Below are 26,950 nucleotides of genomic sequence, written 5' to 3'. Positions count from 1 at the left end.
AGAAAAGGCGACCCTGCTGTCTGCGTCCCCTGCGCTGCGCTCCGGGGCAACCTGCGGTGCTCGGTTCAGGCGGGGTCTCGCTCGAACTCGCTACGTTGCACTTCGCTCAGACAATCGCGATCCCTGATCCGCCTGACCCTGCGCTCCTCGGCGCAGACAGAAGGGGCAATCGGGAGCGGGGACTGAAGACAAATACCAACTCCAATACCAACAAGGACACGCCATGGCGTGTCCTTGTTTCTTCAGGTGTTCGGTATTCCTCTCCCACCCCCTTGTGTATGCGCCGAGGAGCGGAGGTCCAGACGGATCAGGGCAAAAACTTGTTTGAGCGAAGCGAGTTGTTTTTGACCCCGGCTGGACCGAGCACCGCAGGTTGCCCGCAGCGAAGCGAAGGGACGCAGGAACCAGGGTCGCCTTTCTTTTGCTTACTTTTCTTTGGCGAAGCAAAGAAAAGTGAGTCGCCTGCCGGGCGACCCCGGCCAACCACCCTCAGCAAAGAACCTCCCCCGTCGGAACAAACAGCGACCCACCGTCAAGCCCCTCCAGCCAGCAGCGCCGCATTCCCCCCCGCCGCCGTCGTATTCACCGTCACAGCCTGCTCAGCACAAAAGCGATACAGGTAATGCGGTCCACCCGCTTTGGGACCCGTGCCGGACAGACCTTCACCACCAAAGGGTTGCACCCCGACCACCGCACCGATCATGTTGCGGTTCACATAAATATTGCCGACGTGGGCGCTGGCCGCGAGTGCCTGTGCGCGCGAGTCGATGCGGGTCTGGATACCGAGTGTGAGACCGTAGCCCAGCGCGTTGATCTGCTCGATCACGGCCTCCGGCGTGGCCAGCTCGCCACTGCCCCAGCGCACGATCTGCAGTACGGGGCCGAAGATTTCGTCTTTCACTTCGGCCAGGCTGCGCACCTCAAAGGCTGCGGGGGGAATGACATTTGCTATCGAATCAGGAGCTGCTTGCGCCCGTCTCTTATGGCTTACAAGCACTTTTGACGTTGAACCCAGGCGCTGAAGATGCTTCTGGATGTTGTCAAAGGCTTCGCGGTCAATCACCGGACCGACGTCCGTTGCCAGGTCAGCCGTCTCGCCCACGACAAGCTCCTGCGCGGCGCCCTTGATCATCTCGATCACGTGGTCGGCGATGCCTTCATGCACGCACAGCAGGCGCAGCGCCGAGCAACGCTGGCCGGCAGAGCGGAACGCGCTCTGCACCACCGCGTCGGCCACCTGCTCGGGCAGGGCCGTGCTGTCCACCAGCATGGCGTTGATGCCGCCGGTCTCGGCGATCAGCGGGACGATGGGGCCGTCTTTGGCAGCCAGCGCGCGGTTGATGATCTTGGCAACCTGGGTGGAACCGGTGAACACCACGCCGGCCACATGCGGTGCCGCCACCAGCGCGGCGCCCACGGTTTCGCCGGCGCCGTGCGCCAGTTGCAGCGCCCCTTCGGGCACGCCGGCCTGGTGCAGCAACTTCACCGCCTCCCAGGCCACGCCGGGCGTTTGCTCGGCGGGTTTGGCCATCACGGCATTGCCGGTGGCCAGCGCTGCCGCGACCTGGCCGGTGAAGATGGCCAGCGGGAAATTCCAGGGGCTGATGCAGACCCAGACGCCGCGCGCCGACAGGCGCAGCTCGTTGGTCTCACCGGTCGGGCCAGGCAGCATCACCGGCTGCATGATGCGCTCGGCCTCATTGGCGTAGTAGCGCAGGAAGTCGACCGCCTCGCGCACTTCAGACACCGCATCGCCCCAGGTCTTGAAGGCCTCTCTCACCAGCAATGCGCAGAATTTCGGCATCTGCTGCTCCATCGCGGCGGCAGCACGGCGCAGGATGGCGGCACGCTCGGCAACGGGCACCTTGCTCCATTTTTGATAGCTGCTCGCGCCCGTCACTATTGCCCTGGTGGCCGATTTGACATCAAACTCTGGCACGACGGGCACCGGCGTGGTGGCCAACGCGGCCAGCAGCGGTGCGCGCATGCTCTCGACCGTGAGGTCCAGCCCCAGGCTGTTGGGTCGGCCCCGGCCGTACAGCGCGGGTGGCAGCGACAGCGACGATTCGGGCTCCAGCCGCATCGGTGAGGTCAGCAGCTCGCCCATGCCGACCGACTCGTCGGCCAGTTGGTGCACAAAAGAGGAGTTGGCGCCGTTTTCCAGCAGGCGGCGCACCAGGTAAGCCAGCAGGTCGCGGTGGGCGCCCACGGGCGCGTACACGCGGCAGCTGATCAGCGGGTTCTTCAGCACCTCGCGGAACACGCCCTCACCCATGCCGTGCAGACGCTGCAGCTCGAAGGGAACTGCGTTGCGGGATGCCATCTGCAAAATCGCCGCGATAGTCGCAGCGTTGTGGCCAGCAAACTGCGGGTAGATGGCGTCGGGCGCGGCCAGCAAAGCCTGCGCGCAGGCGAGGTACGACACATCGGTGTGGTGCTTGTGCGTGAACACCGGGTAGTGCGGCAGGCCCATCTCCTGTGCGCGCTTGATTTCCGAATCCCAGTAGGCTCCTTTAACCAGCCGGCACATCAGGCGCAGCCGGTATTTGCGGGCAATGGCAGCGATGTGCTCGATCAGCTCCAGAGCGCGGGTCTGGTAGGCCTGCATGGCCAGGCCAAAGCCCTGCCACTGAGGGTGGTGCTGGGCCACCAGCGCGGCCAAAGCCTCAAACACATCCAGCGACAGCTCCAGTCGGTCGACCTCTTCGGCGTCGATGGTGAGGTTGATATTGGCCCGGGCTGACAGCTCGCACAGCCCCCAGACGCGCGGCACCAGCTCGGCCATCACGCGTTCGCGCTGGGCATCTTCGTAGCGCGGGTGCAGCGCGCTGAGCTTGATGGATATACCGTCGTTTTGCTCAGTAACGCCCACCGGACGAGCGCCAGCAGCTATTGATTTGATAGCGTCTGTGTAACTGGCGAGATAGCGCAACGCGTCGGCATCGGTACGCGCACCCTCGCCCAGCATGTCGTAGCTGAAACGCAGGTTGGGAATTTTTTTGCGGCTGTCATCGGCCTCGGCCATCGCATCGGCAATGGTTTGCCCGAGCACAAACTGCCGGCCGAGCAGCTGCACGGCACGCAAGGTCGCCGCCACCACCGTGCGCGCGCCCAGCTTGCTCATGATGTGGGGTTGGCCGCCTTCCGGCAGGAATTTCTTGGACATGGCGATGGCCGAGGCCGACAGCCGTGCCATCACTCCATCGCCAGCGCTGTCGAAATCGGCGCGGCCGAGCTGGTCAGCCGTCAGGGCAATCGCGGTTTCGGCGTCCGGCACACGCAGCAAAGCTTCGGCCAGCCGCATCAGGGCCAAGCCCTCCGCGCTGGAGATCGGGTATTCCTTGAGCAGGCTTTCCATGGCCCAGAACGGCGGCGGGTTGTCACGCACGGCTTGCACCCAGGGCTGGGCGGAGTGCGCCGCCGCCGCCCAGTCGAGCGCCCCGGCCAGGCGCTGCAGGTGCGCGGCCACGATGTCGGCTTCGGGGCGGTACGGGAAGGGCAGGCGCGGAGATGCAGGTTTCAAGTGATTCATGGAGGTTTTCACGGTAAATGGCGGTTATTCAGTCAATACGATGATGTTCTGTTGAATGTTGCTGAATTTCCCGCTAAATTTGCGAATTTCACCGAATAATTCACTACGCATGTTTGAAGCCTCACCCGAAATTGACCGCATTGACCTGAAAATCCTGAATGTCCTGCAGCAGGACGGCCGGATTTCCAACCTCAAGCTCGCCGAGAGCGTGGCTCTGTCGCCCACGGCCGTGCTGGCCCGCGTGCAGCGTTTGAGCCGGGACGGCTACATCCTGGGTTACGAAGCCCTGCTCAACCCCCTCAAGCTGGGCGCCGGAATGATGGTGTTTGTCGAAGTGCTGCTGGACCGCACCACGCCCAATGTGTTTGAAGCCTTCAAGGCCGCGGTGCAGGTTCACCCTGAAATTTCCGAATGCCACATGGTGGCCGGCGGCTTTGACTACCTGCTCAAAACCCGCATGGCCGACATGGTGGCCTACCGCTCTTTTGCCGGCACTGTGCTGTGGCAGCTGCCGGGTGTGCGCGAAACCCGCACTTATGCGGTGATGGAAGAGGTGAAAAATACCACCCGGCTGGCGCTGGGGGTCTAAGCCGACACCCGCGCCCGCCTGGAAAAGCCGTATTGGTGGCACTTTTCTCACGGATTCCCGCTCAAATCCAGCCGCACCCGGACTAACCGCGTTGCCAAGCCATGCGCATTGGACTACCTTGCAGTGCACATATGCAAGAAATTGCATATGCAGATGGTGAAAAAACCATCACCACAAAAAAACGGAGGTCCCTGATGAAACACAAGCCATGGTGGCGTTTGGGCGCAATGCTGGGGGTGCTTGTCGCCACCGCAGTGCAGTCGGCGGAAGTCGGCGTGACGGATACCGAAATACGCGTCGGGCAATTCGCCGCCCAGACCGGCCCCGCCGCCGAACTGGGCAAGCGCATGCAGCTGGGCATATTGGCGCACTTCAATGCCGTCAACGCCGCCGGCGGAATCAACGGCCGCACCCTCAAGCTGGTTTCGCGGGATGACGGTTATGAACCCGAGAAAGCTGCTGCCGCGGTCAAGGCCCTGATCGAAGAAGACAAGGTGTTCGCGCTGATCGGTTCGGTCGGCACACCCACCACCCTGGCTGCGGTGCCGGCTATCAACGCGGCAGGCATCCCGCTGGTGGGCCCGTTCACCGGCGCACAGGGCCTGCGCGAGCCTTTCAACCGGAACCTGTTCCACGTGCGCGCCAGCTACTTTGACGAGACCGAGCGCATCGTGCAGCACCTGAGCACCGTCGGCATCACCAAAATCGCGGTCTTCTACCAGAACGACTCTTATGGCAAGGCCGGGCTGGAAGGCGTGATGCGGGCGCTGACCCGGCGCAACCTCAAGCCGGCTGCCAGCGTCACGGTTGAGCGCAACAGCGTGGATGTTGCCGCACCGCTGGCAGAAATACTCAAGGTCACGCCCGAGGCCGTGATCCAGATCAGCGCCTATAGGTCCTGCGCCGCGCTGATCCGGCAGGCACGGGCCAAGGCCTACGGCGGCCAGTTTTTCAACGTGAGTTTTGTCGGCTCGAAGGCGCTCGCTGAAGAGTTGGGCGACACCGGGGCGGGCGTGACGATTTCGCAGGTGATGCCCTTCCCTTACACACCCTCATCGGCCATCGTGCGTGAATACCAGCAACGCATGGCAGAGGGTGGCCACAAGGACTTTGACTTCTCCAGCATGGAAGGCTTTCTGGTGGCCAAGGTTTTTACCGAGGGCTTGCGCCGGGCCGCCGGCAAGAACCTGACCCGTGAGAGCCTGGTGACGGCGCTGGAGTCCATGCGGGACTACAACATGGGTGGCTTCACCGTGAATTACGGCCCCCAAAATCACGAGGGCTCCCGCTTCACCGACCTCACCATCATCGGGCGCGGCGGAAAATTCATGCGCTGACGGCACCCGAGCTTGCAAAACGGCCCATGCTGGCAATAATGCGGGCTCATCCCCTGTTTGCCATTCACCAGGAACACCCATGAAGCTTTCCACCCCCTTTCCAGCCGCCCTTGCCGCTTTCACGCTGGCCCTGTCCGCCGGGGTTTCTGCACAGACCACCAAACCAGGCCTGTGGGAAATGACGAGCAAGATGCAATCAAGCTCCGGCGAGATGGAAAAAGCCATGGCCAACATGGAAAAGCAGCTGGCCAGCATGTCCCCCGAGCAGCGCAAGCAGATGCAGGACATGATGGGCAAACAGGGCATGTCCATGGGCCCCGGCGGCGGCATGAGCATGAAGATGTGCATCACCAGGGAAATGGCCGAGCGCAACGAAATGCCCCAGCAGCAGCAAGGCGACTGCAAGACCACCCAGTCGCCGCGCAGCGGCAACACCGTGAAGATCTCTTATGTGTGCACCCAACCCCCTTCCAGCGGCGAAGGCGTGATGACCTTCAACGGCGACACCGCCTACACCATGAAGATGAACACCACGACCACCGTCAAAGGCAAGTCCGAGAAGATGACCATGGATGCTGCAGGCAAATGGCTGTCAGCTGACTGCGGCAACATCAAACCCATCGCGCCACCCAAGAAATAGCCTGATCAGAAGATCGCATGGGACGCTGTGCCAGCAGCGAATCCACAGGGCATGTCTTCACCAGCAGGGGCCGAGGAACCGGCTTTGCCGGGCCTCAGGCGCAGCGGCCCCCTCGGGGGGCAGGGAGCTACACGAAGTGAGCGACCGTGGGGGCCTATCTCTTGCCGAAGATTGCAGTGCCTACGCGCACCATGGTGCTGCCCGAATGGATCGCCGCCTCCAGGTCGGCGGTCATGCCCATTGACAGCGTATCCATGGGTGCAGGCAACGCACCTGACGCATTGATTTCGTCAAAAATGGCTTTTGTCCGCGCGTGGACAGCGCAAGCAGCTACAAAATCGATAGCAGGCTCCGGTATTGCCATCAAGCCGCGCAAGGTGAGGTTCGGCAGCTGCACAACCGCCTGCGCCAGCGCCAGGACATCCTCAGGCGCCACGCCCGACTTGTTGGCGCCGTCATCCACGTTGACCTGCAGGCAGATCTGGAGCGGCGGCAAACCGGGCGGCCGCTGCTCGCTCAGCCGCTGGGCGATTTTTAGGCGATCGACCGACTGCACCCAGTCAAAATGCTCAGCCACGAGACGGGTCTTGTTGCTCTGAACCGGGCCGATGCAATGCCACTCCAGCGCAATCGCAGCGCCCTGAGCCTCAGCGCCTTGCCAGGCGCGGAGGGTGGCAATTTTCTCTACGCCCTCGGTGATGTAGTTTTCGCCGAAGGCGCGCTGCCCATCCGACGCGGCGTCGATCACGGCGTCCGCACCGAAGGTTTTGGAGACCGCCAGCAGCCGTACGCTCGCCGGATTGCGCCCGGCAGCTACGCAGGCCGTGGTTATCCGGTCACGGACAAGCTGGAGATTGCGCACAATCGTGGTCATAATCGAACTGTAAACTTAGTTTGAAAACCATTTTCAAAGGGTCCCGGGATGGATATCACGCAGTTGCTGGCTTTTAGCGTCAAGAACAAGGCGTCTGACTTGCATTTGTCGGCAGGCTTGCCGCCCATGATCCGGGTTCACGGCGACGTGCGGCGCATCAACATCGATCCGCTGGACCACAAGCAGGTGCATTCCATGGTGTATGACATCATGAACGACACCCAGCGCAAAACCTACGAAGAGTTCCTGGAGGTCGACTTCTCGTTCGAAATCGACGGACTGGCGCGCTTTCGCGTCAATGCCTTCAACCAGAATCGCGGCGCCGGTGCGGTGCTGCGGACCATTCCATCCAAAATCCTGACACTGGAACAGCTCAACGCCCCCAAGATTTTTGGCGACCTGGCCATGAAACCGCGGGGCATGGTGCTGGTCACCGGCCCCACCGGCTCGGGCAAATCGACCACACTGGCCGCCATGGTCAACTACCTGAACGAAAACGAGTACGGCCACATCCTGACGGTGGAAGACCCGATCGAATTCGTGCACGAATCCAAAAAGTGCCTGATCAACCAGCGCGAAGTCGGTCCGCACACCCTGAGCTTTAACGCCGCGCTGAAGTCGGCCCTGCGGGAAGATCCGGACGCCATCCTGGTGGGTGAAATGCGTGACCTGGAAACCATCCGGCTGGCTATGTCGGCCGCTGAAACGGGCCACCTGGTCTTCGGCACGCTGCATACTTCCAGCGCCGCCAAAACCATCGACCGGATCATCGACGTGTTTCCGGCCGAGGAAAAGGAAATGATCCGCTCCATGCTGTCCGAGTCATTGCAGGCCGTGATCTCGCAAACGTTGTGCAAAACCAAAGACGGTGCGGGCCGCGTGGCTGCACACGAAATCATGCTGGGCACCAGCGCCATCCGCAATTTGATCCGCGAGGCCAAGGTCGCCCAGATGTATTCATCCATCCAGACCGGCAACAGTGTGGGCATGCAGACGCTGGACCAGAACCTGACCGAACTGGTGAAGCGCAATGTGATTTCTGCTGCCGAAGCCCGCGGCAAGGCAAAAATCCCGGAAAACTTCCCCGGCTAGAAGCTATGGCCCCCACGCTTGTCACTTCGAGCCTACGGCGCGCTGCCCCTTTCCTTACGTACGGGGCCGCTGCGCCTGCGGCCCGGCAAAGCCGGTTCCGCGGCCCCTGCTTGATTGAAGAGAGAACCACCGTCACCGATCCTGCCGAGTTTCCGGCAACGACAGAGTTTGTTTGAAAGGAGTCGCAAATGGAACGCGACCAGGCCAGTAAATTCATCAATGATCTGCTGAAACTCATGGTCAGCCGTAATGGCAGTGACCTGTTCATCACAGGCGACTTCCCACCGGCCATGAAAGTCGACGGCAAGGTGACCAAGGTGTCGCCGCAGCCGCTGAACGCCGGCCACACGCTCGCCCTTGCCCGTTCCATCATGAACGACAAGCAGGCCGCCGAATTCGAACGCACCAAGGAATGCAATTTCGCCATCTCGCCGCCCGGCGTGGGGCGCTTTCGCGTCAATGCTTTCATCCAGCAGGGCAAGGTCGGCATGGTAATGCGGACGATTCCCGCCGTGCTGCCCACCATCGACGGGCTGGGTGTGCCCCAGGTGCTCAAGGAAGTGGTGATGAGCAAGCGCGGCCTGACCATTTTGGTGGGCTCTACCGGTTCGGGTAAATCCACCACGCTGGCGGCCATGGTCGACTGGCGCAACGAACAGTCGTTCGGCCACATCATCACGATTGAAGACCCGGTGGAATTTGTCCATGCGCACAAGAACTGCGTGATCACGCAACGTGAAGTGGGCCTGGACACCGACAGCTGGGAAGCGGCCCTGAAAAACACGCTGCGCCAGGCGCCCGACGTGATCCTGATGGGCGAGATCCGCGATCGCGAAACCATGGAACACGCCATCGCGTTCGCGGAAACCGGCCACCTGTGCCTGGCCACCCTGCATGCCAACAGCGCCAACCAGGCGCTGGACCGCGTGATCAACTTTTTCCCCGAAGAGCGCCGCACCCAGTTGCTGATGGACCTCTCGCTCAACCTGAAGGCCATGATTTCACAGCGGCTGGTGCCCAAGCAGGACGGCAAGGGTCGTTTTGCGGCGGTGGAGGTCATGCTCAACTCGCCTCTGATCTCCGATCTGATCTTCAAGGGCGAAGTCTCCGAAATCAAGGAGATCATGAAAAAAAGTCGCAACCTGGGCATGCAGACTTTCGACCAGGCGCTGTACGACGCCTTCGAGAGCCACTTCATCACCTACGAAGATGCCTTGCGCAACGCCGACTCGGTGAACGACCTGCGCCTGCAGATCAAGCTTAATTCGCAGCGTGCCAAGTCCGTCGACCTGGCTGCAGGCACGGAAAACTTCGCTATCGTCTAAGCCGCTGAACTGCCGGCGTCGTTCCGGCCAAGGGCTGAGTTCGAAGGGCTAAAGGCCGCGAAGCAGACCTGAAGGTAATCGATAGTGGCCCGGATTTTGGGAGCCCGATGGCGTTCGGCCAGAATCACCGCATCAATAGAATAGACATCGCTCACCGTGTGCCGGGCCAGCACCGGCTTTAACCGGCCTTGCGCCACCAGCTCGCGGCCGATAACGTCGTTGATCCGGGCAATGCCGGCTCCCGCCAAGGCCAGTGAAACCACCGCAGCGCTGCTATTGACGCGCAACTGCCCCTGCACCGCCAGTGAGATGACGACTGCGTTTTCTTCGAAGGTCCATTGATTGTGGGTAATCGAAGTGGTATTTGATATCAGGCTGTGCAGTTGAAGATCTGCCGGCGCACGCGGAACGCCATGCTTCTTGAGATACCCGGGTGAGGCGTACAAGGCACGCCCATGGTTTCCAAGATTGCGGGCAACGGCCGTCTGCGCAGGTGCAACACCCGCCCTCACGACGATATCCATCGCCTCATCGGCCATGCTGACAAGCCGATCATCCAGATGCAGGTCCAGCTTCAATTCCGGGTGCAAGGCCCGCAGCTTGCCCAGCCGGGGAATCAGTACATATTCAGCAAGAATCTGGCTGATGCTCAAACGGACCGTTCCCACCACTGAGCGGCTTCGGCTGGCGAAGCTGTTTTGCAATTGCCTGTGTTCGGCAAGGATGCGCTGGGCATATTCAAGGAAGACCTCACCTTCGTCAGTGAGAGAGAGGCTGTGAGTGGTGCGGTGCATCAGCCGCAGGCCGCATTGAGCCTCCATGCGCGCGAGCGAACGCGACATATGGCTGGCCGCGACGTTGCGCTCCCTCGCTACTGTCGAGAGCGACTGGGCAGATGCAAGCTGCGCAAACAGCGAGAAGTCGTCAAGGCTGAGGTTTTTCATGCTTGTGCAGATTTGACACAAGCATTATGCATTCGGAGGGATTTCCAGCCGGCGTCATCCTGGGCACAGTTCACTTCGCACGGACATGTTGCGCCGTCGTTCATTAAAGGATTTTTATGCCCATCTCCATCCAGCTATCGCAGGGACTTTTAACGCCGGCCGGCGAGCGCGAGGTTTTCTCCAGAGTCGCGGATGCCTTGCTGCAGGTACACGGCCTCAGCGGAAACGCCTTCATGACTCCCGCAGTCATCGGGCATGTCGACATTTACCCTGAAGAGCACAGCTATGCCGGCGGCAAACCCCAGTCGCTTGCGGTCATAGAGATTAAGGTCCCCTCTGTCACCTTCCCCGATCAATCGGTAAAAGACAACTTCGTCAAGGCGGCAACAGACATCATTGACGAGCTCAAGGCGGGGAAACACCCGAGAGAGCGCACCTTCGTCAACGTGACCTACGCGGTGGAGGGCGCATGGGGAATTGCCGGCAAAGCCTATACCAATGCCGACCTGGGAATTGCCATTGGAGCTGCCGCAGGCTAGGCAAGCGCGGGACCGGCATGCGTCCCACATTCACCTTCGTCACCCGCACAGCGCACCCACCGATTAACCCAAAGGAAACTTCATGCCTCTCGTACGAATTGACCTTCCTGACACCACGCCGGACGAAGAGCTTTCGGCCGTGTCGGGCCTTGTGCACCAAGCCCTGGTAGACACTTTCAATGTGCCGGCGCCGGATCGTTTCCAGACGCTCACGCGTCATACACCGCGCCAGCTCATTTGCTCCGAAGAATTCCTTGGGGTCACGCACTCCGCCCACGTGGTCTTTATTCAAATATTCTGTGCGCCCGGCCGATCGCAGGACATGAAGAAGGCGCTCTTCTCGGAAATCGGAGAACAAATCTCGTCGAATTGCAGCTTTAGTGCAGCCGACGTCATCATCAATCTGGTTGAAACGTCGCGTGAGAACTGGTCTTTTGGAAACGGCATGATGCAATTCAGTTAATGAATGGGGCGGGATGGCCTGTTTTGCATACCCCAAAACGCACTGAGATGCGCCATGAATGTGAAGCTGCTCCTTCGTGGGAAAACAGGGAGGTTCACTGGGCAAAGCGCGCAATCAAGCCATAATCATTGCTGCCAAACCCCCTTGCCCGACGGGCCTCAAGAGATTTAACTGTGTCATCAATTCACCCCAAAACCTACGAAACTTCCGATTCACGTACCGTCGCCTTCCTGGGCCTGGGCGTCATGGGCTTCCCCATGGCCGGCCACCTGGCGCTGGCGGGCCACGACGTCACGGTCTACAACCGCAACGCCGCCAAGGCTGCGTCCTGGACGAGCGAGTTCAAGGGCCGTGCAGCCGCCACACCGCGCGAGGCGGCTGCAGGCGCAGACATCATTTTCTGTTGCGTGGGCAACGATGCCGACCTACGCAGCGTGGTACTGGGTAGCGACGGAGCGCTGGCCGGCATGAAACCGGGCGCCATCTTCGTGGACCACACCACGGCTTCGGCCAATGTGGCGCGCGAACTCCATGCTTCGGCCGCCAAACTGGGGCTGCATTTCATCGATGCGCCTGTGTCGGGTGGCCAGGCCGGCGCGCAAAATGGCGCGCTCACCGTGATGTGCGGCGGAGACACAGCAGCATTTGATGCCGCGAAACCAGCGGGCATGGCTTTTTCAAAAGCCTTCACGCTGATGGGCCCAAGCGGCGCGGGGCAGCTCACCAAGATGGTCAACCAGATCTGCATTGCCGGCCTCGTGCAGGGCCTGAGCGAGGCGGTGGCGTTTGGCCAGAAGGCCGGGCTGGATGTCAACCAGGTCCTGGACGTGATTGGCAAGGGCGCAGCCCAAAGCTGGCAGCTCGACAACCGCGGAAAAACCATGGTGGCCGACAAGTTTGACTTCGGGTTTGCCGTGGACTGGATGCGCAAGGACCTGGGCCTGGTTCTGGACGAAGCCAAGCGCAACGGTGCGCGCCTGCCAGTGACGGCCCTGGTCGACCAGTTTTATGCCGACGTGCAGGCCATGGGCGGCCAGCGCTGGGACACATCGAGCCTGATCAAGCGCCTGAAATAAGTACTGGGCCGATCCCGGAAAAAGCGGGCGAAAACACAACGGCAGTACTGGCCTGGCCAGAACTACCAGCCCCGAACATCAACTACCAGCGGGTTTGGCGCCTGCGGGTGGTTCTACGGGTTTTGACGGCAGCATGCGTGCCAGCTCTTCCTCGCTGATGATTTCGAAAATACGGATGACTTTTTGCACACCCGGAGTGGAACGAACCACGTCTGTGGCACGATCCGCTTCTCGCTGTGTAACGCGCCCCATCAGGTAGGTCGTACCACGTTCGGTCACCACCTTGAAGGCGTTCAACGACAGGTCACGTGCGTCAATCAGCATCGCCTTGACACGGCCAGTGACGAGGGTGTCGGACGAGCGCTGCGTCAGAGTGGAACTGCCCATGATGGCAAGCTCATTGACCACCGAGTTCACATTCTCCACACGCGAAACGATCTGTTCGACGAGTTGCTTGTCCTGGGCATTGGGGACTTCCCCCGTCAGCAAGACCTGCCGGTTGTAGCTGGTCAGGTTGACGTGAACACGATCACCCACATTGCTGCGAATCCGGCTCAGCGCGCGCAATTCAATGCCTTCGTCTTCCAGCTGCGCACCGGACGTACGGCGATCGGTGGCAACAAGCGCACCGCCGGCCATGCCGCCCACCACCAAAGGAAAGCAGGCTGTCAGGGCGCTGCCAAGCAATACCGACGTACCAATGGCCAGAGCGAGTCGTTTCAACGGGGCATATGTCATACAGAGGTCTCCTGATCGCCAAGTAACTGGGTGTCCACACCATCGCAAATGCAATGGAGGACAAGAAGGTGCACTTCCTGGATACGCGCGGTCCGCTCATGCGGCACGCAGATATGCACATCGGTTTCGCGCAGGGCATGGGTCATCTTGCCGCCCCCGCGCCCCGTCAGCGCCACCACGGTCATCTCGCGCTCATGGGCGGCTTCGATGGCGGCCAGCACATTGGCCGAATTGCCGCTGGTGCTGATGGCCAGCAATACGTCGCCGGCGCCGCCCAGGGCACGCACCTGCTTCGAGAAGATGACCGTGAAGTCGTAGTCGTTGGCAATGGCGGTGAGGATGGAGCTGTCGGTCGTCAGCGCAATCGCACCCAACTCGGGCCGCTCGCGCTCATAGCGCCCCACAAACTCCGCAGCGAAGTGCTGGGCATCCGCTGCCGAGCCACCATTGCCGCAGGCCAGGACTTTGCCGCCACTGGTGACGCTGGCCAGGATGGCCTGCACTGCGGCCGCAATCGGTTTGGACAGGACCTGTGCCGCCTGGTATTTCAGGTCGGCGCTGTCAATGAACTGCTGTTCGATACGTTGTTCAAGCATGGGGTCAATGATAGCGGGTCGGACTGCGCCGCCGGCCCCGGAGGGGTTTGCGCAGGCTGGCAATGGATGGTTACAAATTCCGCCATCCATTCCCGGCGCTCAGGACGCGTCGAAAGCTCCGGGCAGCCATTCAATGTCAGGAGCCGCCCCTTCATCCTGCGGCCCGTTGACCAGGACCACGTCGAATCGACAAGGCGGTGGGCTGCCGAAACGCATGAGATAGTGCCTCGCGGCAAAGATGATTCGCTGTTGCTTGGCGGGGCTGATGCTGGCGCCGGCGCCGCCGTGTGAGACGCCGGTGCGCTGGCGCACTTCCACAAACACCAAGGTACCGTCGGGTGCGCGCATGACCAGGTCGATCTCGCCGCCACCGCGGCCCGGCGTCCGATAATTGGTATCGACCAGCATCAGTCCGGCCTTGGCAAGGTAGGCGCGCGCGGCAGCTTCCGCAGCATCACCCCTCGACTTGGTGGTAACCTGCCCAGGCGAGGCTGGGGCCTGAAGGGCCGTCGCTTTTGACGCCGTCCCGGCAACCTGTTTTCTGGAAAACCACATTGAACGCTTCCTTCGACCTGGCACTGAATGCGGCACGCGCCGCAGCAGGCATGCAGCATTATCCGGAAAGCGCGCTCTATGTGGTGGCGACCCCGATCGGGAACCTGGCCGATATCAGCCTGCGCGCCCTGCAAGTACTGCAACTGGTAGACGCCATAGCCTGCGAAGACAAACGGCATTCGCAGCCCCTGCTACGGCAGTACGGCATCGACAAGCCCCTGCTGGCGGTGCACGAACACAATGAAGCAGAGGCCGCAGGCCTGGTGATCGAACGCCTGCAGCGGGGTGAGCGCGTGGCCTATATCAGCGACGCCGGCACGCCGGCCGTGAGCGATCCCGGCGCCCGCCTGGTCGCCGCCGTTCGTGCCGCTGGCCTGGCCATCATGCCCCTGCCGGGTGCCAGCAGCGTCACCGCGGTGCTCAGCGTGGCCGGGCTGAGCAGCCCGGGCGGTGACACCGGGTTCGTATTCGCCGGTTTTCTGCCGAGCAAGGCCGGTGAACGCGACCAGGCCATCCAGCAGCTGCAAACCGATACCCGGGCCATCGTGATTCTGGAAGCGCCGCACCGCATCGAGGCGCTTGCGAAAGCACTGGCGGTGCTGCAAGCCCGCCTGGTCACCGTTGGCCGTGAGCTGACCAAGCAATTCGAGGAAATTGCGACCGTGCCGGCGCAGGATTTTTCCGGCTGGCTGGCTGCTGGCGCCCAGCGTACGCGCGGTGAATTTGCACTGGTGCTGCATCCTTGCGCCGCTGCGGATAACCCTGAAGATGGCACACGGGTGTTGCAGTTGTTGCTGGCGGAGTTGCCGCTCAAGACTGCTGTAAAAGTCGCGGCAGAAATCACCGGCGTGGGGCGCAACGAGCTCTATGACACCGCACTCAAGCTGAAAAAAGAATGAACCCCAACGCCGACGAACTCTGGCGCGCCCCACGCTGGACGCTTGCCGCCTTGTTGGCTGTGCTCGGGATGCTCGGGCCGTTTTCCATCGACACCTACATTCCCGCCTTTTCCGGCATGGCGCAGTCGCTGGGAGCATCACCGGTAGAAATGCAGCAGACGCTGTCGGCCTACCTGTTCGGTTTTGCTTTCATGAACCTGTTTCACGGCGCGCTGGCCGACAGTTTTGGCCGCAGGCCGGTGGTGTTGTGGGGAATCGCGCTATTCACTCTGGCGTCGGCCGGTTGCGCGCTGTCGCAAAGCATCGGGCAACTGGTTTTTTTCCGGGCCATGCAGGGCTTGTCGACAGGTGCGGGCATTGTGGTGTCGCGCGCCGTCATACGCGACATGTACCCGCCGGCTCAGGCCCAACAGGTCATGAGCCAGGTCACCATCTATTTCGGAGTGGCCCCAGCCCTGGCGCCCATTGTCGGCGGCTGGCTTTTTGTGCATCTGGGCTGGCACAGCATCTTCTGGTTTCTGACGGGAGTGGGTGTGATCCTGTGGGCTACCAACTTCCGGTTCTTGCCCGAGACACTTCCGCCGCTGGAACGCCAGCCGTTTGAAGTCAGGCACCTGATGCGGGGCTACTGGCAGTTGGGTTCCAGTCCCCGCTTTTTATTGCTGGCGCTGGCCAGCGGCGTGCCATTCAACGGCATGTTTTTGTATGTACTGTCAGCGCCCGCTTTTTTGGGGGAACACCTGGCACTGCAGCCTACCGAATTTTTCTGGTTTTTCATCCTGACAATCTCCGGCATCATGTCCGGCGCGTGGCTGAGCGGCCGCCTGGCAGGAAAGATTGCCCCCAAGCAGCAAATACGGCACGGCTTTGTCATCATGCTGGTCACCTCGGTGCTTAACCTGATTGCCAACATGCTGTTCGCCCCGCATGCTTCGTGGTCCCTCTTTCCGATCGCAGTGTTTGCATTCGGCTGGGCGCTGATGGTGCCGGTCGTCACGCTGCTGGTGCTGGACCTTTATCCTGAACGGCGCGGCATGGCTTCTTCCCTTCAGGCCTTCGTGGGCTCAACCGCCAACGGCATTGTTGCCGGTGTCATCGCCCCGCTCGCAATGCACTCCACCCGGGCATTGGCGGCAGTCTCGCTCGGGATGATGTGCATCGGGTTGGTTGCCTGGGTGTATCTGCATCACCGGTGGCCGGATATCGGCCGCTCCGCAACACCCGACTAGCGTGCAATACGCCCATCAGCGATCATTGACTCGCATGGGAAATTCCATGCCTTGCCCGATGCGCTGCACCACGTTGTTGCCGTCCAGGTAAGCCCAGAAAAACATGGGTTGATCGCTGTCTCGCCAGCGGTAAGTCATGATGTCGCCGGACCATGACGCTACACGGTCAATCTTTGCCGGCCGGCCAAATTCGCGTTCCATATCCGAGCGCGTCCACTTGCCCGGCTGGACTCTTGAGAACTCTGCTGGCGTCAGAACCTCGCGGACGCCGATGACCCTGCCGGCGGCATCCAGATCTACCATCGTGGCGAACTGACCAAGCGGCTGGCCCGAATACTGCAGCCGGGTTCCCGCATCCAGCGGCACCACCCGGGACGGCGTTCCGCGAAGCGCGATGACGTTCTCACGGGTCATGCCGGGCTTTATCGCTGTCAACGCGCAGCCGGCGGCACACAGCGCCGCGACAACAAGACCGGAAACAAATTTAAATACCCTCACGGTTACTCCTGCCTGAAATTGAATTGATCACAAGACTTGGGACTCCATCCCGGCCAGAATGTTCCCCGTGTGTGGCACCGTGGCCTCTGCTTTAAAGTTGTGCCCAACTGATCGTCACTACGCGGGCCGAATCACGGATTGTTGCATCATGCCGCACCCACTGAGGACGCCCGGACTGCCGCTGTCATTGTTTCTGGTACCCATGGTGCAGGGCAACGGCTCGAAGCCGGGATTCAACGGATTGGACTAGGCCCCAAGCAAACTCGCCGACTCATTTTGTACTGAGCCCGCCTGGGGGCCGAGATGTTTGGTGTCCATGTACCCGCACGCACTCAGGCTTTGTGCTGCCGCGCAAATATTTTGGCCAGATCCAGGAAATTCTTTTCGGCCGGCGAGTTGCTGTCTTCCCGGCTCACCAGCGTGATAGGCGCCACCAGCGCGGGCCTGGCATTGGTGATACGGCAGTACACCACGCTCTCACGGTGAAAATCCTTCATGGATGCGGGAACCACGGAAACGCCCGCGCCCGCCGCGACCAGGCTGATATTGGTCAGCATGCGCTCCACCTCCGAGGCGATCCTGAGCGTGAAGCCCGCCTGTTCACAGGCTTCGATCAGATCCGAATACATGCCTGGTGCGCCGTGTCTGCGCACCAGAATGAACTGCTCATCAGCCAGGGATTTCAGATCAATGACCGGCATCTTGCCCTTGGCGGCGCCCGCCACCAGCGCATGGCCCACCGGCAGAATCAGCAGCATCTCTTCTTCGAGCAAGGAAAAAAAACTCACACCGCGCGGATGGCTGACGGGCGTACGCAGAATCGCGATATTGACCTTGCCCCTGTCTATGCCCTCGGTTAATTCCGCCGCATTGGCTTCCCTGAGGTCCAGGTGCACATCGGGATAGGCGCCGCGATAGGCCCGGATGATCCCCGGAATCAAAGGATGAGCCGCGGCAGAGCTGGTAAAGCCTATGGCCAGCGTGCCTTCAAAGCCCTGTGCGGCGCGCGCGGCGCGTGCCGCGCCCTGCTCGACGCCGCGCAGGATGGCCTGGGCTTCCTGCAAAAACACCGCGCCACCGGCCGTCAGCGCCGCGCCTTTGGGGTGGCGGCGGAACAATTCGAAGCCCAGCTCCTCTTCCAGCAGCCGGATCTGGTGGCTCAAGGGCGGCTGCTGCATATTCAACCGCTCGGCGGCGCGCGTGAAATGCTGCTCCTCGGCAACCATCAGGAAGTAGCGCAGATGTCTCAGCTCCATGGTGTCAGCCCATCTTTTTTAGGTATCGGGGATCGTATTTTCGGATTTTATGTATATGCCCGCGACGATGCGTGACACCTTCGCGTCTTGATACTCGCCGTCCATCCGCAAAAAACAACCGTATGGCGCGGCCCCCGCGCCGTGGCGGCCAAGCCGCCCGTAGACTGGGTGATCGATGATCAAAATCAGAAGAACGCTTTGCCATCCCATTGCGCAAATGGCTCTCGCCTTTGCCGCCGGCATCCTGCTGGGGAATTTTTTTCCCTCAGTCGGCGCGATGATGAAACCCCTCAGCGACGGCTTTCTGCGCCTGATCAGCATGCTGATCGGCGTGCTGATCTTTTGCCTGGTGGTGTCCGGTATCGCCAGCATGCGCAACCGGCTGCAGGCCACAAAGGTGGGTGTCAAGGCCATCATCTACTTCGAGGCCATGACCTTGATCTCGCTGCTGGCGGGCATGTTGGGCGCCTTGTTGCTGACGCCCGGCAAGGGTTTCGCGCCAGATTTTGCGGCTGACGTCGCACAGCGCGCTGCGCCTGCAAAGGCCGCGGAAAGCACAACCGACTTTTTGCTCAACATCATCCCCCCGACATTTGCCAGCGCCTTCACCGGCAACAACAACCTGCAGATCCTGCTGCTGGCGCTGCTGTCGGGCATTGCACTGGCGCGCGCGGGTGAACGCGGGCACAAGCTGCTGGAGCTCATCGAAGCGGTGCAGCAAGTATGGCTCGGCATGGTCGGCATGGTCCTGAAGCTGGCCCCACTGGCTGCATTCGGTGCAGTCGCCTTCATGATTGGCCGTTACGGGATGTCCTCGGTGTTGCCACTGCTGCATTTTCTCGCCGCGATTTATCTCGTCAGCATCCTGTTTGTCTTCGTGGTGATGGGCCTTCTCGCGCGCGCCGCCGGTTGCAACATCTTCCGCCTGGTCGCCTATGTCAAAGAAGAGCTGCTGCTGGTCTTCTTCACCACTTCGTCAATAGCCGCCTTGCCGAGTCTGGTCGGAAAAATGGAAAAAATGGGCTGCGCCAAACCGGTGGCGCGCTTGATGCTGCCGACCGGTTTTAGTTTCAACCTGAACGGCAGCAACATCTATATCGCCATGGCGGCGATCTTCCTGGCGCAGGTGGCGCATGTCGAGCTGGGTTTCTGGTCACTGCTGTCACTGCTGGGCATCGCGATGCTGACATCCAAGAGCGCCGCCAGCGTCGCCGGTTCGGCCTTTGTGGCCCTGACCGCGACGTTGGCCAGCCAGAACCTCATACCGATCGCGGGCATTGTCCTGTTGCTGAGCATAGAGCGGTTGATGAAATGCCGCTCCCTCACCAACATGCTCGGCAACTGCGTGGCCTGCGTCGTCGTGTGCGCCTGGGAAAAAGCCCTGGACCGCCAAGCGATGCATCAGGCCCTGTCGGGCAAGGCCTCCTCCTCGTCCGCCGTCGCCGACCAGATCTGATACAGGCGTTCGCCCAGGCATTCCGCACGGCCTTCGAACAAGGTATTCAGGCACTCGGGCCGCTCCAGCTGCCGGTACAGTGCAGCCCGTTCCGGGTAGTTGTCAGCCATGCGAACGGCGGCGGCAATGTAGCCCTCCACGCTGTCGGCGATGGCCCAGTCCGGCAGGCCCAGCCGGCGGAACAGCCCTTCGTCGATGTGTTCAAACACTTCCGGCCCTGTCTTGCACACGCCGGGCAAACCGACCGTCACGGCATCGGTAATGCCATTGGTGTTGCCGAAGGGAAAGGGGCTCAGGAACATGTCGCAGCGGCTGAAGATAGCCAGGTAGTCCGGGTAGGGCTGGTGCGCGTAGATTTCCGCGTCCGGCAGATAGCGGCGTATCACCCTTCGCACTTGCGGATAGATCAGGCCGGTTGCCTGTCCAATCAGGAAATGAAACCGTATCTGCTTGCGTGAGCCCGCGCGTATTTTCTGGCAGGTCACCAGGAATTTCGGATTGATCTTCATGGTGGTCGCGGCCACGGCGATGTTGACGACCGCCGAGTCCTGCCGCTGCGGCCGTGCCAGCGAGACTTCGATGGCGGACGGGCGGTAGGGCTGCCCGTCTTTCGGCAGACGCAGCAGGGTTTCGCTGAAGCAGGCGGGATCGCCGACAAAATCGTCTTCCACGCTGATGTAATCGATACGGTCGGAATGCGTGGTGGCGGGATGGCCCAGCGCTGCCACCTGCACGGGTGCCAGGCGCTGATTGGCCGCGAACATGGTGATGGGAAACATGCCGACGCTGGGCATGTAAAACACGGCGGGCCTGAGGGAGCCGGCCAGCGCGTGCAGCTGGCGCAGGCAGGCGATCATGTCATTGGGCGCGGCGAAATCAATCACCTCATCAAACACCGCCCGGCCCAGTTCGTCGATGTTGCCGGGGTAAGCAATGGCCACCAGGCGAAAATGCCGGCGAGCGGCCTCCAAAGTCCTGGAATGCGTGCGGTAAATCGAATGCCCACCGGAGAACCACTCGAGCAGTACCAGCATGATGGGCTTGTCCGCACTTTGCGCGGCGAGCGCGGGCGCAACGCGCCCCAGGCCCAGCGCCTCGAGCTTCTTGCGAACCAGCCGGTTGATGGGGCGCTTGATCTCGTGGCGGTCGGGCAGGTCGGCGTAGCTGCAGTGCATGTACACGTCGTGCAGGATGCCTACCGGCAGGATGTCCAGGCTTTCGATTTCCTCGAGGTGGGCGGGGAGCCAGGCGAGCAGCGCCTCGCGCTTGGAATGCGCAGCTGGCGAGCCGAGAAAGCGCGGCGACAGCAGGGCCGTGAACAGCGCGGCGGCCAGCTTTTTGTTCTGCCGCCACAGCAATTCCACGTCCAGCGGGATTTCCGATTCGGGGGAATACAGGATGCAGAACTTCACGAGATCCCGTTCGCTCACGTGGAACTCCGGTGCGCCGGAGCCCAGGAAATTGAGCGACCTCAGGATATGGTCGCAATGGACAAAGGCGCTGGCGGCAAACAGCGCCGACAACCAGCGCTGGAAGTTGATGAGCTGGCCGAAGCCGCCGGGCGAGACATGGAAGGTCGGGTCGGAAAACAGGGCCGAGATGGCGCTGGTGAGGCGGGTCAGGCCGTGCGCGTCACGCTCCTGCGCACCTATGGCGGCCGACAGGCTGAGCGCGAAGTTGCCGTCCAGGTTGCCGTAGTTCCTGTCTATGAGCAGCAGCAGCTTGACCAGCTCTCGCGCAGCCGGCTCCTGCTGGCGGGAGTAGCACAGGTATTCGAAATTCTCCAGCGAAAAAATATCGTCAGCCATGGTGCCCTTGTCGATGGCCCCGTCAGGCCGACAGCGCCAGTATCGCCGCTACCGCCGTGAAACTCACTGGACCAGCCCGGAAAAGGTGCGGTCCAGGTTGTACTGGGCACGCGCGAGCTTGTCCTGCTGCGCCTTGAGCCAGGCGGAGTCCTGCTCTAACCGGCTCTTCTCGGCCGCCAGCATCCTGACGGTCTCCGTGCGCTGCGGACCGCCCAGGCCCTTGCTGGAGGCCAGCATGTTCTGCGCGGTCAGCGACGTACGGAAGCGCTCCTGCGTCAGCGGAAATTCCGCCCGTGGGAAATCAAAGGCCTTCACCGCCTCTGCATACAACTGCCTGGCGACGTCGAAGGGAATCTCGGCGGGCTTGAGCTTGTTGGCGCGGCCGTAGTTGACCAGGTCCGAGGCGAAATGGTGGCCGACCCGGAAGGGAACGTCGGCGTCGCGCTGCAGGATGTCGGCCAGCTCGGTGGTGGTGGAGTAATCGGCGTCAACTTCCTGCAGCGCGCGGTTGCGATCGATGACGAGGTGGTTCATCAGGTCAGCCAGCTTCACGAAGGCATTGGCCGTGAGGTCCAGGGTTTTGTCGACCTGGTCGCGCTTGTAGTCGGGCATGCCGGGCGTGACGTTGTGCGCCTCCAGTTGGTAGGTGAAGGCGCCGCCCACCACCTCGCTGGCCTGCAGCCGCAGCACGTTGAGGGCATAAGGATTGCGCTTTTGCGGCATGATGCTGCTCGTGCCGGTGAGCCGCCCCTCCTGGATGGTGATCCAGGGAGCGGTCTGGTGGTACTGGGTGTGCATATCCTGCGCCAGCAGGCCTATCATCAGCGCCGCGTTGCTGCACAGGCCCACCAATTCCACGCCCTGGTCGAGCGCGCCGAGCTGGGCCGCGTCGTAGGAGTTTTCCACCACGCCGTCAAAACCCAGCAGCTCCGCCAAGCGCTGGCGGTTGACCGGAAAACTCGAGGTACCGAGCGCGCCCGCGCCCAGCGGGCTCATATTGAGGCGCGCATAAGCCTCCTTCAGTCGCGCGCTGTCGCGCCCGAAGACCGAGGCGAAGGCCAGCAGGTAGTGCGCGTAAGTAGTGGGCTGGGCCTGCACGCCGTTGGTATAGGCCGGCACGATGGTGTCCAGGTTCTTCTCGGCCACAGCCAGTAGTTGCGCTTTCGATTGGATCATCGCGTCCATTAGAACTAGCGCACGCTCGCGCTGGATCAGGCGCCGCGTGGTGGACAGGATGTCCTGGCGGCTACGGCCTGAATGCATGCGCGAACCGTCGGGGCCGGCCAACGCCAGGATCAACGGCTCATACTGCAAATAGTCACCCGGGCGCTTGGCACCCGACTGGTTGCCTTCCCTGATCACTTGTTCAACAGCCCGCGCGATTTTTTTCCCAAGCTCAGGCGGGACGATTTTTGTCTCGACCACCATCACGGTTGAGGCCTTGTTCATCTCGCCGAGGAAATGGAAGTTGTCGTGCTCGGCTTGCCCGGTTTTCTTGTCTGCGGCGACAGCCACAGCGGACAGCGATACCAGCAACAGCAGAACCAGCCGCCCGGCGCGGCGCGGCATTATGGAGCCAGTGAACGCCGCGGCGGACGCAGGTTCAAGGCGTTGCATCTTCTTTGCCTGCGGCGGATGCATTGAGATTGGCATTGGACGACACCACGGAAATAGTGAGCCTGTCCGCTCCGCCGCTGGAGGATGGGGATGCAGTATCGCCGACAAGGGGCGCCATCCAGTCGCTACCGGCCATATCCGACTGCAGCGCGGCGGTCGCGGCGGCCGAATCGGCGCTGGTCAGGCTGTTGCTCATCTTGCCGCCGAGATTACGCAGCACGACACCGGATCCGGTGGCGGTGATCGTCGTGGCGTCCGAAGACTGGCTGAAGGGCTGCCCACTCGGCGCACTGGCGCTAATGAGCAAGACGCCGTTTTCCACCTGCAGCTTGTTGGTGCCGCCGTCTATGCGCACACCATAGCTGCCGCCGGAGCCCGATACGCGAAGATTTCCGTTACCACCCGTACTGACGGTATTGAAGGCATTGGCGCTGCTGCCGACGATAGAGAGGCCCTCGCCGGAGCCGGCGGTCGTCGCCTGGATGTCGATGTCGCCGCTGCCCGATGTGATGCTGATGCCGTTGGCGGCGCCCGAGGCCGCAGTGCGCAGGAGAACTGCCGGCGCCGCAGACGCCGCGCTGCTGTTGCCCGTGATCGAGAGTTTGCCCGACACCGTGGAAATGGCGGCGGAACTGGTCGCCGTCGACGGGTAAATGGCGACGCCGCTGCCATAAGTGGAACTGCCGGCCACGCTCACCGAACCGCTGCCAGTGGCGCGTATGACGTTGTTGCCGGTCAGCACGCCTACCCCGTCACCGTAAACGCTGCTCCCGGTGATTGCGAGCGCACCGTTCTCGACGCTGACCAGGGCCTTTCCTCCGCCGTAGATGCTGACCCCGTTGCCCTGGTCGGCGGCGTTGCCGACCAGCGTCACATTGCCCGCGCCCGTGGTCTGGATGCGGTTGGCGACGTTCTGGATGGCGATGCCGTGGTCGAGTTCGCCGACGTTGGGCGAGTGGAAGTTGCCGACCAGCGTGATGTTGCCGCCCTGCGAGGCGATGTTGTTGACCGAGTTGGTGCTGGTGGCGCTGCCGCCCAGGGCGATGGCGTCCGAGGTGCCTATGGAGTCGCCGCGCAGCGTGATGTTGCCGCTCACGGTGCTGACGTTGACGCCGTTCGAATTGCCGGTGGAGTTCAGGAAGATGCCGTAGCCGCCGAAGCTGCTGGTGCTGTTGCCGTTGACGGCAATGGCGCCGCTGCCGGTGCTGATGTTGATCGCCGCGTTGGCGCCGGAAGGCGCGATGTCTACGCCGCGCCCCGAATAACTGGTGCCGTCCAGCGTCAGCGCACCCGACTGCGTGCCCAGGTTGATGCTGGCGTAGGCGCCGCTGGCGTCCAGCGACACGGCCTTGAAAGAACCGGTGGTGGGGTTGACCACACTGTTGTTGGCCAGCAGCTTGAGCGCGCCGGCCGTGCTGTTGATGTTGACCTGCGAGGCGGTGGCCGCGCTGGTGCCGCTGCCCGAGCTCAGCAGGCCCAGCGCCGGCGTGGTGCCGCCCGAGGTGTTGCCGGCCACCGTGATGTTGCCGTCGGAGAAGATGCTGATGGAAGAGCCGGAACCCGTCGAGTTGAGCACCGTGCCGTAGCTGCCGGTGCTGCTGCCGCCCAGCGTGATGGCGCCGCCCGCCGTGGCATTGAGCACCACGGCGCCGTTGCCGGAGGCCGCGAGGTAAACGCCGCGGCCGGCACCGGCAAAGCCGTTGGCATTGGCCTGGATGGTCAGGTTGCCGCTGCCCACGCTGAGTTTTTGCGTGGAGGTGCTGGCCGTCGAGCAGATCAGCACACCGAAGCCCGAGCTGGCATTGCCGCTGATCGTCAGATTGCCCGAGCCGCTGGCGGCCAGGGTGTTGTTGGTGCTGAAGATGCGCGTGCCATTGCCGCTGCCCAGGTTGATGCTTTCCACCGTGATGGAACCGGCGCCGCTGGTGAGCACGTTGCTGCCGCCGGTGAGCACAAAGGCGTCGCCGGTCGCACTGGCGCTGGCGACATTGGCCAGGATGGAGATGTTGCCGCCACCGGCATTGAGCGTGGAGGCGCCGGATATATTCACCGCACTGGTGGTGGCGCTTGTCGAGGTGGAGGCGCCGCGTATCGTGATGTTGCCGCCGCTGGTGCTCAGCGAAGCGCCATTCAGTGCCACGCCCGAGGCGCCGCTCTGGTTAGTGGCGGCATAGCCGGTCAGCGGATTGCTGCCGCCGCTGATGGTGATGGCCCCGCCGTTGGTGGTGATGGTGCTGCCGGTCAATGCCACCGAGCCGTTGCCGGTGTCGCCGTAGTTGGAGACCAGCGAGACATTGAGGCTTTTGCCGGTGCCGTTGGAAATGACGCGGCCGCTGCCGATGATGATGTTGCGGTGCGCCTGCAGGGTCAGCGAGGCATTGCCCACACCCTTGACGTTGTCCAGCACATTGATGTCGCCCGCGGTGCCGCCGGCGGCAGAGGTTTGGACTATCACGTTGGCGCCTTCGGACAGCGAAGCGTTGAGTACGCCCGAATTCAGGGTGGAATTGGCTGCACCGCTCGAGGTGAAGGGCGAGCTCCCGGTCGCGCCGGAGCTTGCCGCGCTCGTGATGTTGATGTTGTAGGGGTCGATCAGCCAGGTGCCGCCCTTGCCGGAGGCCGCACTGATATTCACCGAACCCGTTGCATCCAGGTGGTGGCCAGAGGTCTCGACCAGGCCGCCGCTGCCGGTCTGCCCGCCGCCCAGCACCGTGATGCCGCCGTGAAACTGCGTGCTGTCGGTGGACCACAGGATGACTTTGCCGCCGTCGCCGCTGTTGAGCGCGTCAGCGTGAATGCGGGCGCCCTCCCCCATATAGGTTCCGACGGCCTGGCGCTCGGTACCACTGCCCTGGTAGTTGCCGCCGACCAGTACCGTGCCGCCACCGGCATCGCCGGAAGCATCGATTCGGGCGCCGTCGAACACACCGACGTACTGGCCCAAAGCCTTGAAACTGCCGCCGGTTTCACCGGCATCGCGGCCGGAGACGTCGACACGGCCGCTCAAGGCGACAATGCCTGCCTCCCCGCCGTCAAGCAGGACCGTGCCGTTTCGGCGCTGCAGGCTGGTCGCCTCGATCACGCCTTCGTTGTTGACCACATTGGACATCAGCGCGTCGCCGGAGCGGGCCGACATGACGACCAGGCCACCGTTGGCCTTGAGCAGCCCCTGGTTCACCACACTGGCGCCCAGCGAAGGGTCACTCACCTGCATATTAATCAGGCCGTCACCGTTGAAGTCCAACGTGATATTCTTGCCGGCGCCCAGCATCACGCTGCCCAGACGGGCAGTGATGCTGCCCACATTGCGCACCTGCGCACCCAGCAGCGCCACGTACCCGCCGTCAGCCGCCACGATGCTGCCCTCATTGATCACGGCGCCGCCCGCGCTGCCGGCTTCAAACCGATTGTTGCCGGCCATGAAGTTGCCGTCCGAGATGTTCAGTGAGCTGGCCACCAGGCCGCCGACATTGACAGCTGAACCCTGGCCGAACAGGATGCCCGAGGGATTGATCAGGTAGACCTGCCCGTTGGCATTGAGCTGGCCCATGATCTGCGAGGCATCGCTGGATGTGACGCGGTTGAGGGCCACCGACGAGGCCGAGGGCTGCGCGAAATTGACTTTGGCCGCGCTACCGATGTTGAAAGTGTTCCAGGTAGCGACCATCCGGTCGCTGCCCTGTACCACGTTCATGACGTTGCCGCTCTGGCTGATGCTGCCGCTGCCAGCTGTGACCTGACCATTGGTAGGTAAGGCGCTGGCGTCCAGCGCATATCCCCGTACCGGGTAAATGGCGCAAAGCGCTGACAGCATGGCTGCACTCAGCGGTGTCAGCGTCGGGCGGCTTTTACGTGGGGAAACCGGGGAAGAGTGGTATGTCATGCGA

At 62.2% G+C, this 26,950-nt stretch carries 22 protein-coding genes; 11 read left to right on the top strand and 11 right to left on the bottom strand.

What is annotated here, in order from left to right; all coding sequences use genetic code 11:
- Positions 1-532: 532 nt before the first annotated feature.
- Positions 533-3,532, bottom strand: a complete 3,000-nt coding sequence (locus AC1D13_RS10335; protein WP_477689494.1) for an L-glutamate gamma-semialdehyde dehydrogenase — start codon at positions 3,530-3,532, stop codon at positions 533-535.
- Between the two features lie 109 nt (positions 3,533-3,641).
- Between AC1D13_RS10335 and AC1D13_RS10330 the strand changes: the two genes are divergently transcribed.
- The 3 genes from AC1D13_RS10330 (at position 3,642) to AC1D13_RS10320 (ending at position 6,098) form a co-directional block, all read left to right on the top strand.
- Positions 3,642-4,121: an Lrp/AsnC ligand binding domain-containing protein gene (locus AC1D13_RS10330; RefSeq protein WP_457281549.1), complete on the top strand. Its 480-nt coding sequence runs from the start codon at positions 3,642-3,644 to the stop codon at positions 4,119-4,121.
- 194 nt (positions 4,122-4,315) lie between these two features.
- Positions 4,316-5,458, top strand: a complete 1,143-nt coding sequence (locus AC1D13_RS10325; RefSeq protein ID WP_477689493.1) for an ABC transporter substrate-binding protein — start codon at positions 4,316-4,318, stop codon at positions 5,456-5,458.
- 79 nt (positions 5,459-5,537) lie between these two features.
- The gene (locus tag AC1D13_RS10320) at positions 5,538-6,098 is read left to right on the top strand and encodes a DUF3617 domain-containing protein (protein ID WP_477689492.1); all 561 of its coding nucleotides are present in this window, start codon (positions 5,538-5,540) and stop codon (positions 6,096-6,098) included.
- Positions 6,099-6,252: 154 nt separating this feature from the next.
- Here the strand turns inward: AC1D13_RS10320 and AC1D13_RS10315 are convergent, their stop codons facing one another.
- The gene (locus tag AC1D13_RS10315; RefSeq protein WP_477689491.1) at positions 6,253-6,972 is read right to left on the bottom strand and encodes a YggS family pyridoxal phosphate-dependent enzyme; all 720 of its coding nucleotides are present in this window, start codon (positions 6,970-6,972) and stop codon (positions 6,253-6,255) included.
- A gap of 48 nt (positions 6,973-7,020) precedes the next feature.
- Here AC1D13_RS10315 and AC1D13_RS10310 point away from each other — a divergent pair, with 48 nt between their 5' ends.
- Positions 7,021-8,064 carry a type IV pilus twitching motility protein PilT gene (locus AC1D13_RS10310; RefSeq protein ID WP_457281553.1) on the top strand — a complete coding sequence of 348 codons (1,044 nt, stop codon included), beginning with the start codon at positions 7,021-7,023 and terminating at the stop codon, positions 8,062-8,064.
- A 188-nt stretch (positions 8,065-8,252) separates the two neighbouring features.
- Positions 8,253-9,389, top strand: a complete 1,137-nt coding sequence (locus tag AC1D13_RS10305) for a PilT/PilU family type 4a pilus ATPase (protein ID WP_457281554.1) — start codon at positions 8,253-8,255, stop codon at positions 9,387-9,389.
- Here the strand turns inward: AC1D13_RS10305 and AC1D13_RS10300 are convergent.
- Positions 9,386-10,333 (bottom strand): LysR family transcriptional regulator, encoded by a 948-nt coding sequence (locus tag AC1D13_RS10300; protein ID WP_477689490.1) that lies wholly within the window; start codon positions 10,331-10,333, stop codon positions 9,386-9,388. The two genes, AC1D13_RS10305 and AC1D13_RS10300, sit on opposite strands and share 4 nt — an antisense overlap.
- Positions 10,334-10,449: 116 nt before the next feature.
- Here AC1D13_RS10300 and AC1D13_RS10295 point away from each other — a divergent pair, with 116 nt between their 5' ends.
- From AC1D13_RS10295 to AC1D13_RS10285, 3 genes are all read left to right on the top strand, one after another.
- Positions 10,450-10,872, top strand: a complete 423-nt coding sequence (locus AC1D13_RS10295) for a 4-oxalocrotonate tautomerase (RefSeq protein WP_477689489.1) — start codon at positions 10,450-10,452, stop codon at positions 10,870-10,872.
- A gap of 82 nt (positions 10,873-10,954) precedes the next feature.
- Positions 10,955-11,335, top strand: a complete 381-nt coding sequence (locus AC1D13_RS10290; protein ID WP_477689488.1) for a tautomerase family protein — start codon at positions 10,955-10,957, stop codon at positions 11,333-11,335.
- Positions 11,336-11,508: 173 nt separating this feature from the next.
- A complete protein-coding gene (locus tag AC1D13_RS10285; RefSeq protein WP_477689487.1) occupies positions 11,509-12,411 on the top strand; it encodes an NAD(P)-dependent oxidoreductase in 903 nt (300 codons plus the stop codon).
- A gap of 78 nt (positions 12,412-12,489) precedes the next feature.
- Here the strand turns inward: AC1D13_RS10285 and AC1D13_RS10280 are convergent, their stop codons facing one another.
- The 3 genes from AC1D13_RS10280 to AC1D13_RS10270 form a co-directional block, all read right to left on the bottom strand.
- Positions 12,490-13,149 carry a BON domain-containing protein gene (locus AC1D13_RS10280; RefSeq protein ID WP_477689486.1) on the bottom strand — a complete coding sequence of 220 codons (660 nt, stop codon included), beginning with the start codon at positions 13,147-13,149 and terminating at the stop codon, positions 12,490-12,492.
- Entirely contained in the window at positions 13,146-13,745 is a 600-nt protein-coding gene (locus AC1D13_RS10275; RefSeq protein ID WP_431098788.1) for a phosphoheptose isomerase, read from the bottom strand. The genes AC1D13_RS10280 and AC1D13_RS10275 overlap by 4 nt, the downstream gene beginning before the upstream one ends.
- Before the next feature lie 99 nt (positions 13,746-13,844).
- Positions 13,845-14,300 carry a YraN family protein gene (locus tag AC1D13_RS10270; RefSeq protein ID WP_477689485.1) on the bottom strand — a complete coding sequence of 152 codons (456 nt, stop codon included), beginning with the start codon at positions 14,298-14,300 and terminating at the stop codon, positions 13,845-13,847.
- 50 nt (positions 14,301-14,350) lie between these two features.
- Between AC1D13_RS10270 and rsmI the strand changes: the two genes are divergently transcribed.
- Complete coding sequence (gene rsmI, locus AC1D13_RS10265; protein ID WP_457281661.1) at positions 14,351-15,199, top strand: 16S rRNA (cytidine(1402)-2'-O)-methyltransferase; 849 nt, start codon at positions 14,351-14,353, stop codon at positions 15,197-15,199.
- Entirely contained in the window at positions 15,196-16,428 is a 1,233-nt protein-coding gene (locus AC1D13_RS10260; protein WP_457281561.1) for a multidrug effflux MFS transporter, read from the top strand. The genes rsmI and AC1D13_RS10260 overlap by 4 nt, the downstream gene beginning before the upstream one ends.
- A 15-nt stretch (positions 16,429-16,443) precedes the next feature.
- Here the strand turns inward: AC1D13_RS10260 and AC1D13_RS10255 are convergent, their stop codons facing one another.
- Positions 16,444-16,926 (bottom strand): hypothetical protein, encoded by a 483-nt coding sequence (locus AC1D13_RS10255; protein WP_457281562.1) that lies wholly within the window; start codon positions 16,924-16,926, stop codon positions 16,444-16,446.
- A gap of 332 nt (positions 16,927-17,258) precedes the next feature.
- Positions 17,259-18,182, bottom strand: coding sequence for a LysR substrate-binding domain-containing protein (locus AC1D13_RS10250; protein WP_457281563.1), 924 nt, complete (start codon positions 18,180-18,182; stop codon positions 17,259-17,261).
- 217 nt (positions 18,183-18,399) lie between these two features.
- Between AC1D13_RS10250 and AC1D13_RS10245 the strand changes: the two genes are divergently transcribed.
- Positions 18,400-19,638: a cation:dicarboxylate symporter family transporter gene (locus AC1D13_RS10245; RefSeq protein WP_457281564.1), complete on the top strand. Its 1,239-nt coding sequence runs from the start codon at positions 18,400-18,402 to the stop codon at positions 19,636-19,638.
- Here the strand turns inward: AC1D13_RS10245 and AC1D13_RS10240 are convergent.
- The 3 genes from AC1D13_RS10240 to AC1D13_RS10230 form a co-directional block, all read right to left on the bottom strand.
- Entirely contained in the window at positions 19,584-21,446 is a 1,863-nt protein-coding gene (locus AC1D13_RS10240) for a peptide transporter (RefSeq protein WP_457281565.1), read from the bottom strand. The genes AC1D13_RS10245 and AC1D13_RS10240 overlap by 55 nt on opposite strands.
- A 63-nt stretch (positions 21,447-21,509) precedes the next feature.
- Positions 21,510-23,015 carry an argininosuccinate lyase gene (locus AC1D13_RS10235; protein WP_457306434.1) on the bottom strand — a complete coding sequence of 502 codons (1,506 nt, stop codon included), beginning with the start codon at positions 23,013-23,015 and terminating at the stop codon, positions 21,510-21,512.
- Between the two features lie 34 nt (positions 23,016-23,049).
- Positions 23,050-26,946 (bottom strand): beta strand repeat-containing protein, encoded by a 3,897-nt coding sequence (locus AC1D13_RS10230; protein ID WP_457281567.1) that lies wholly within the window; start codon positions 26,944-26,946, stop codon positions 23,050-23,052.
- Between the last annotated feature and the right edge of the window lie 4 nt (positions 26,947-26,950).

It is taken from the genome of Polaromonas sp. P1_E12, assembly GCF_056405975.1.
The sequence above is the reverse complement of the archived record's forward strand: the minus strand, read 5'-3'. Positions and strand labels throughout refer to the sequence as shown.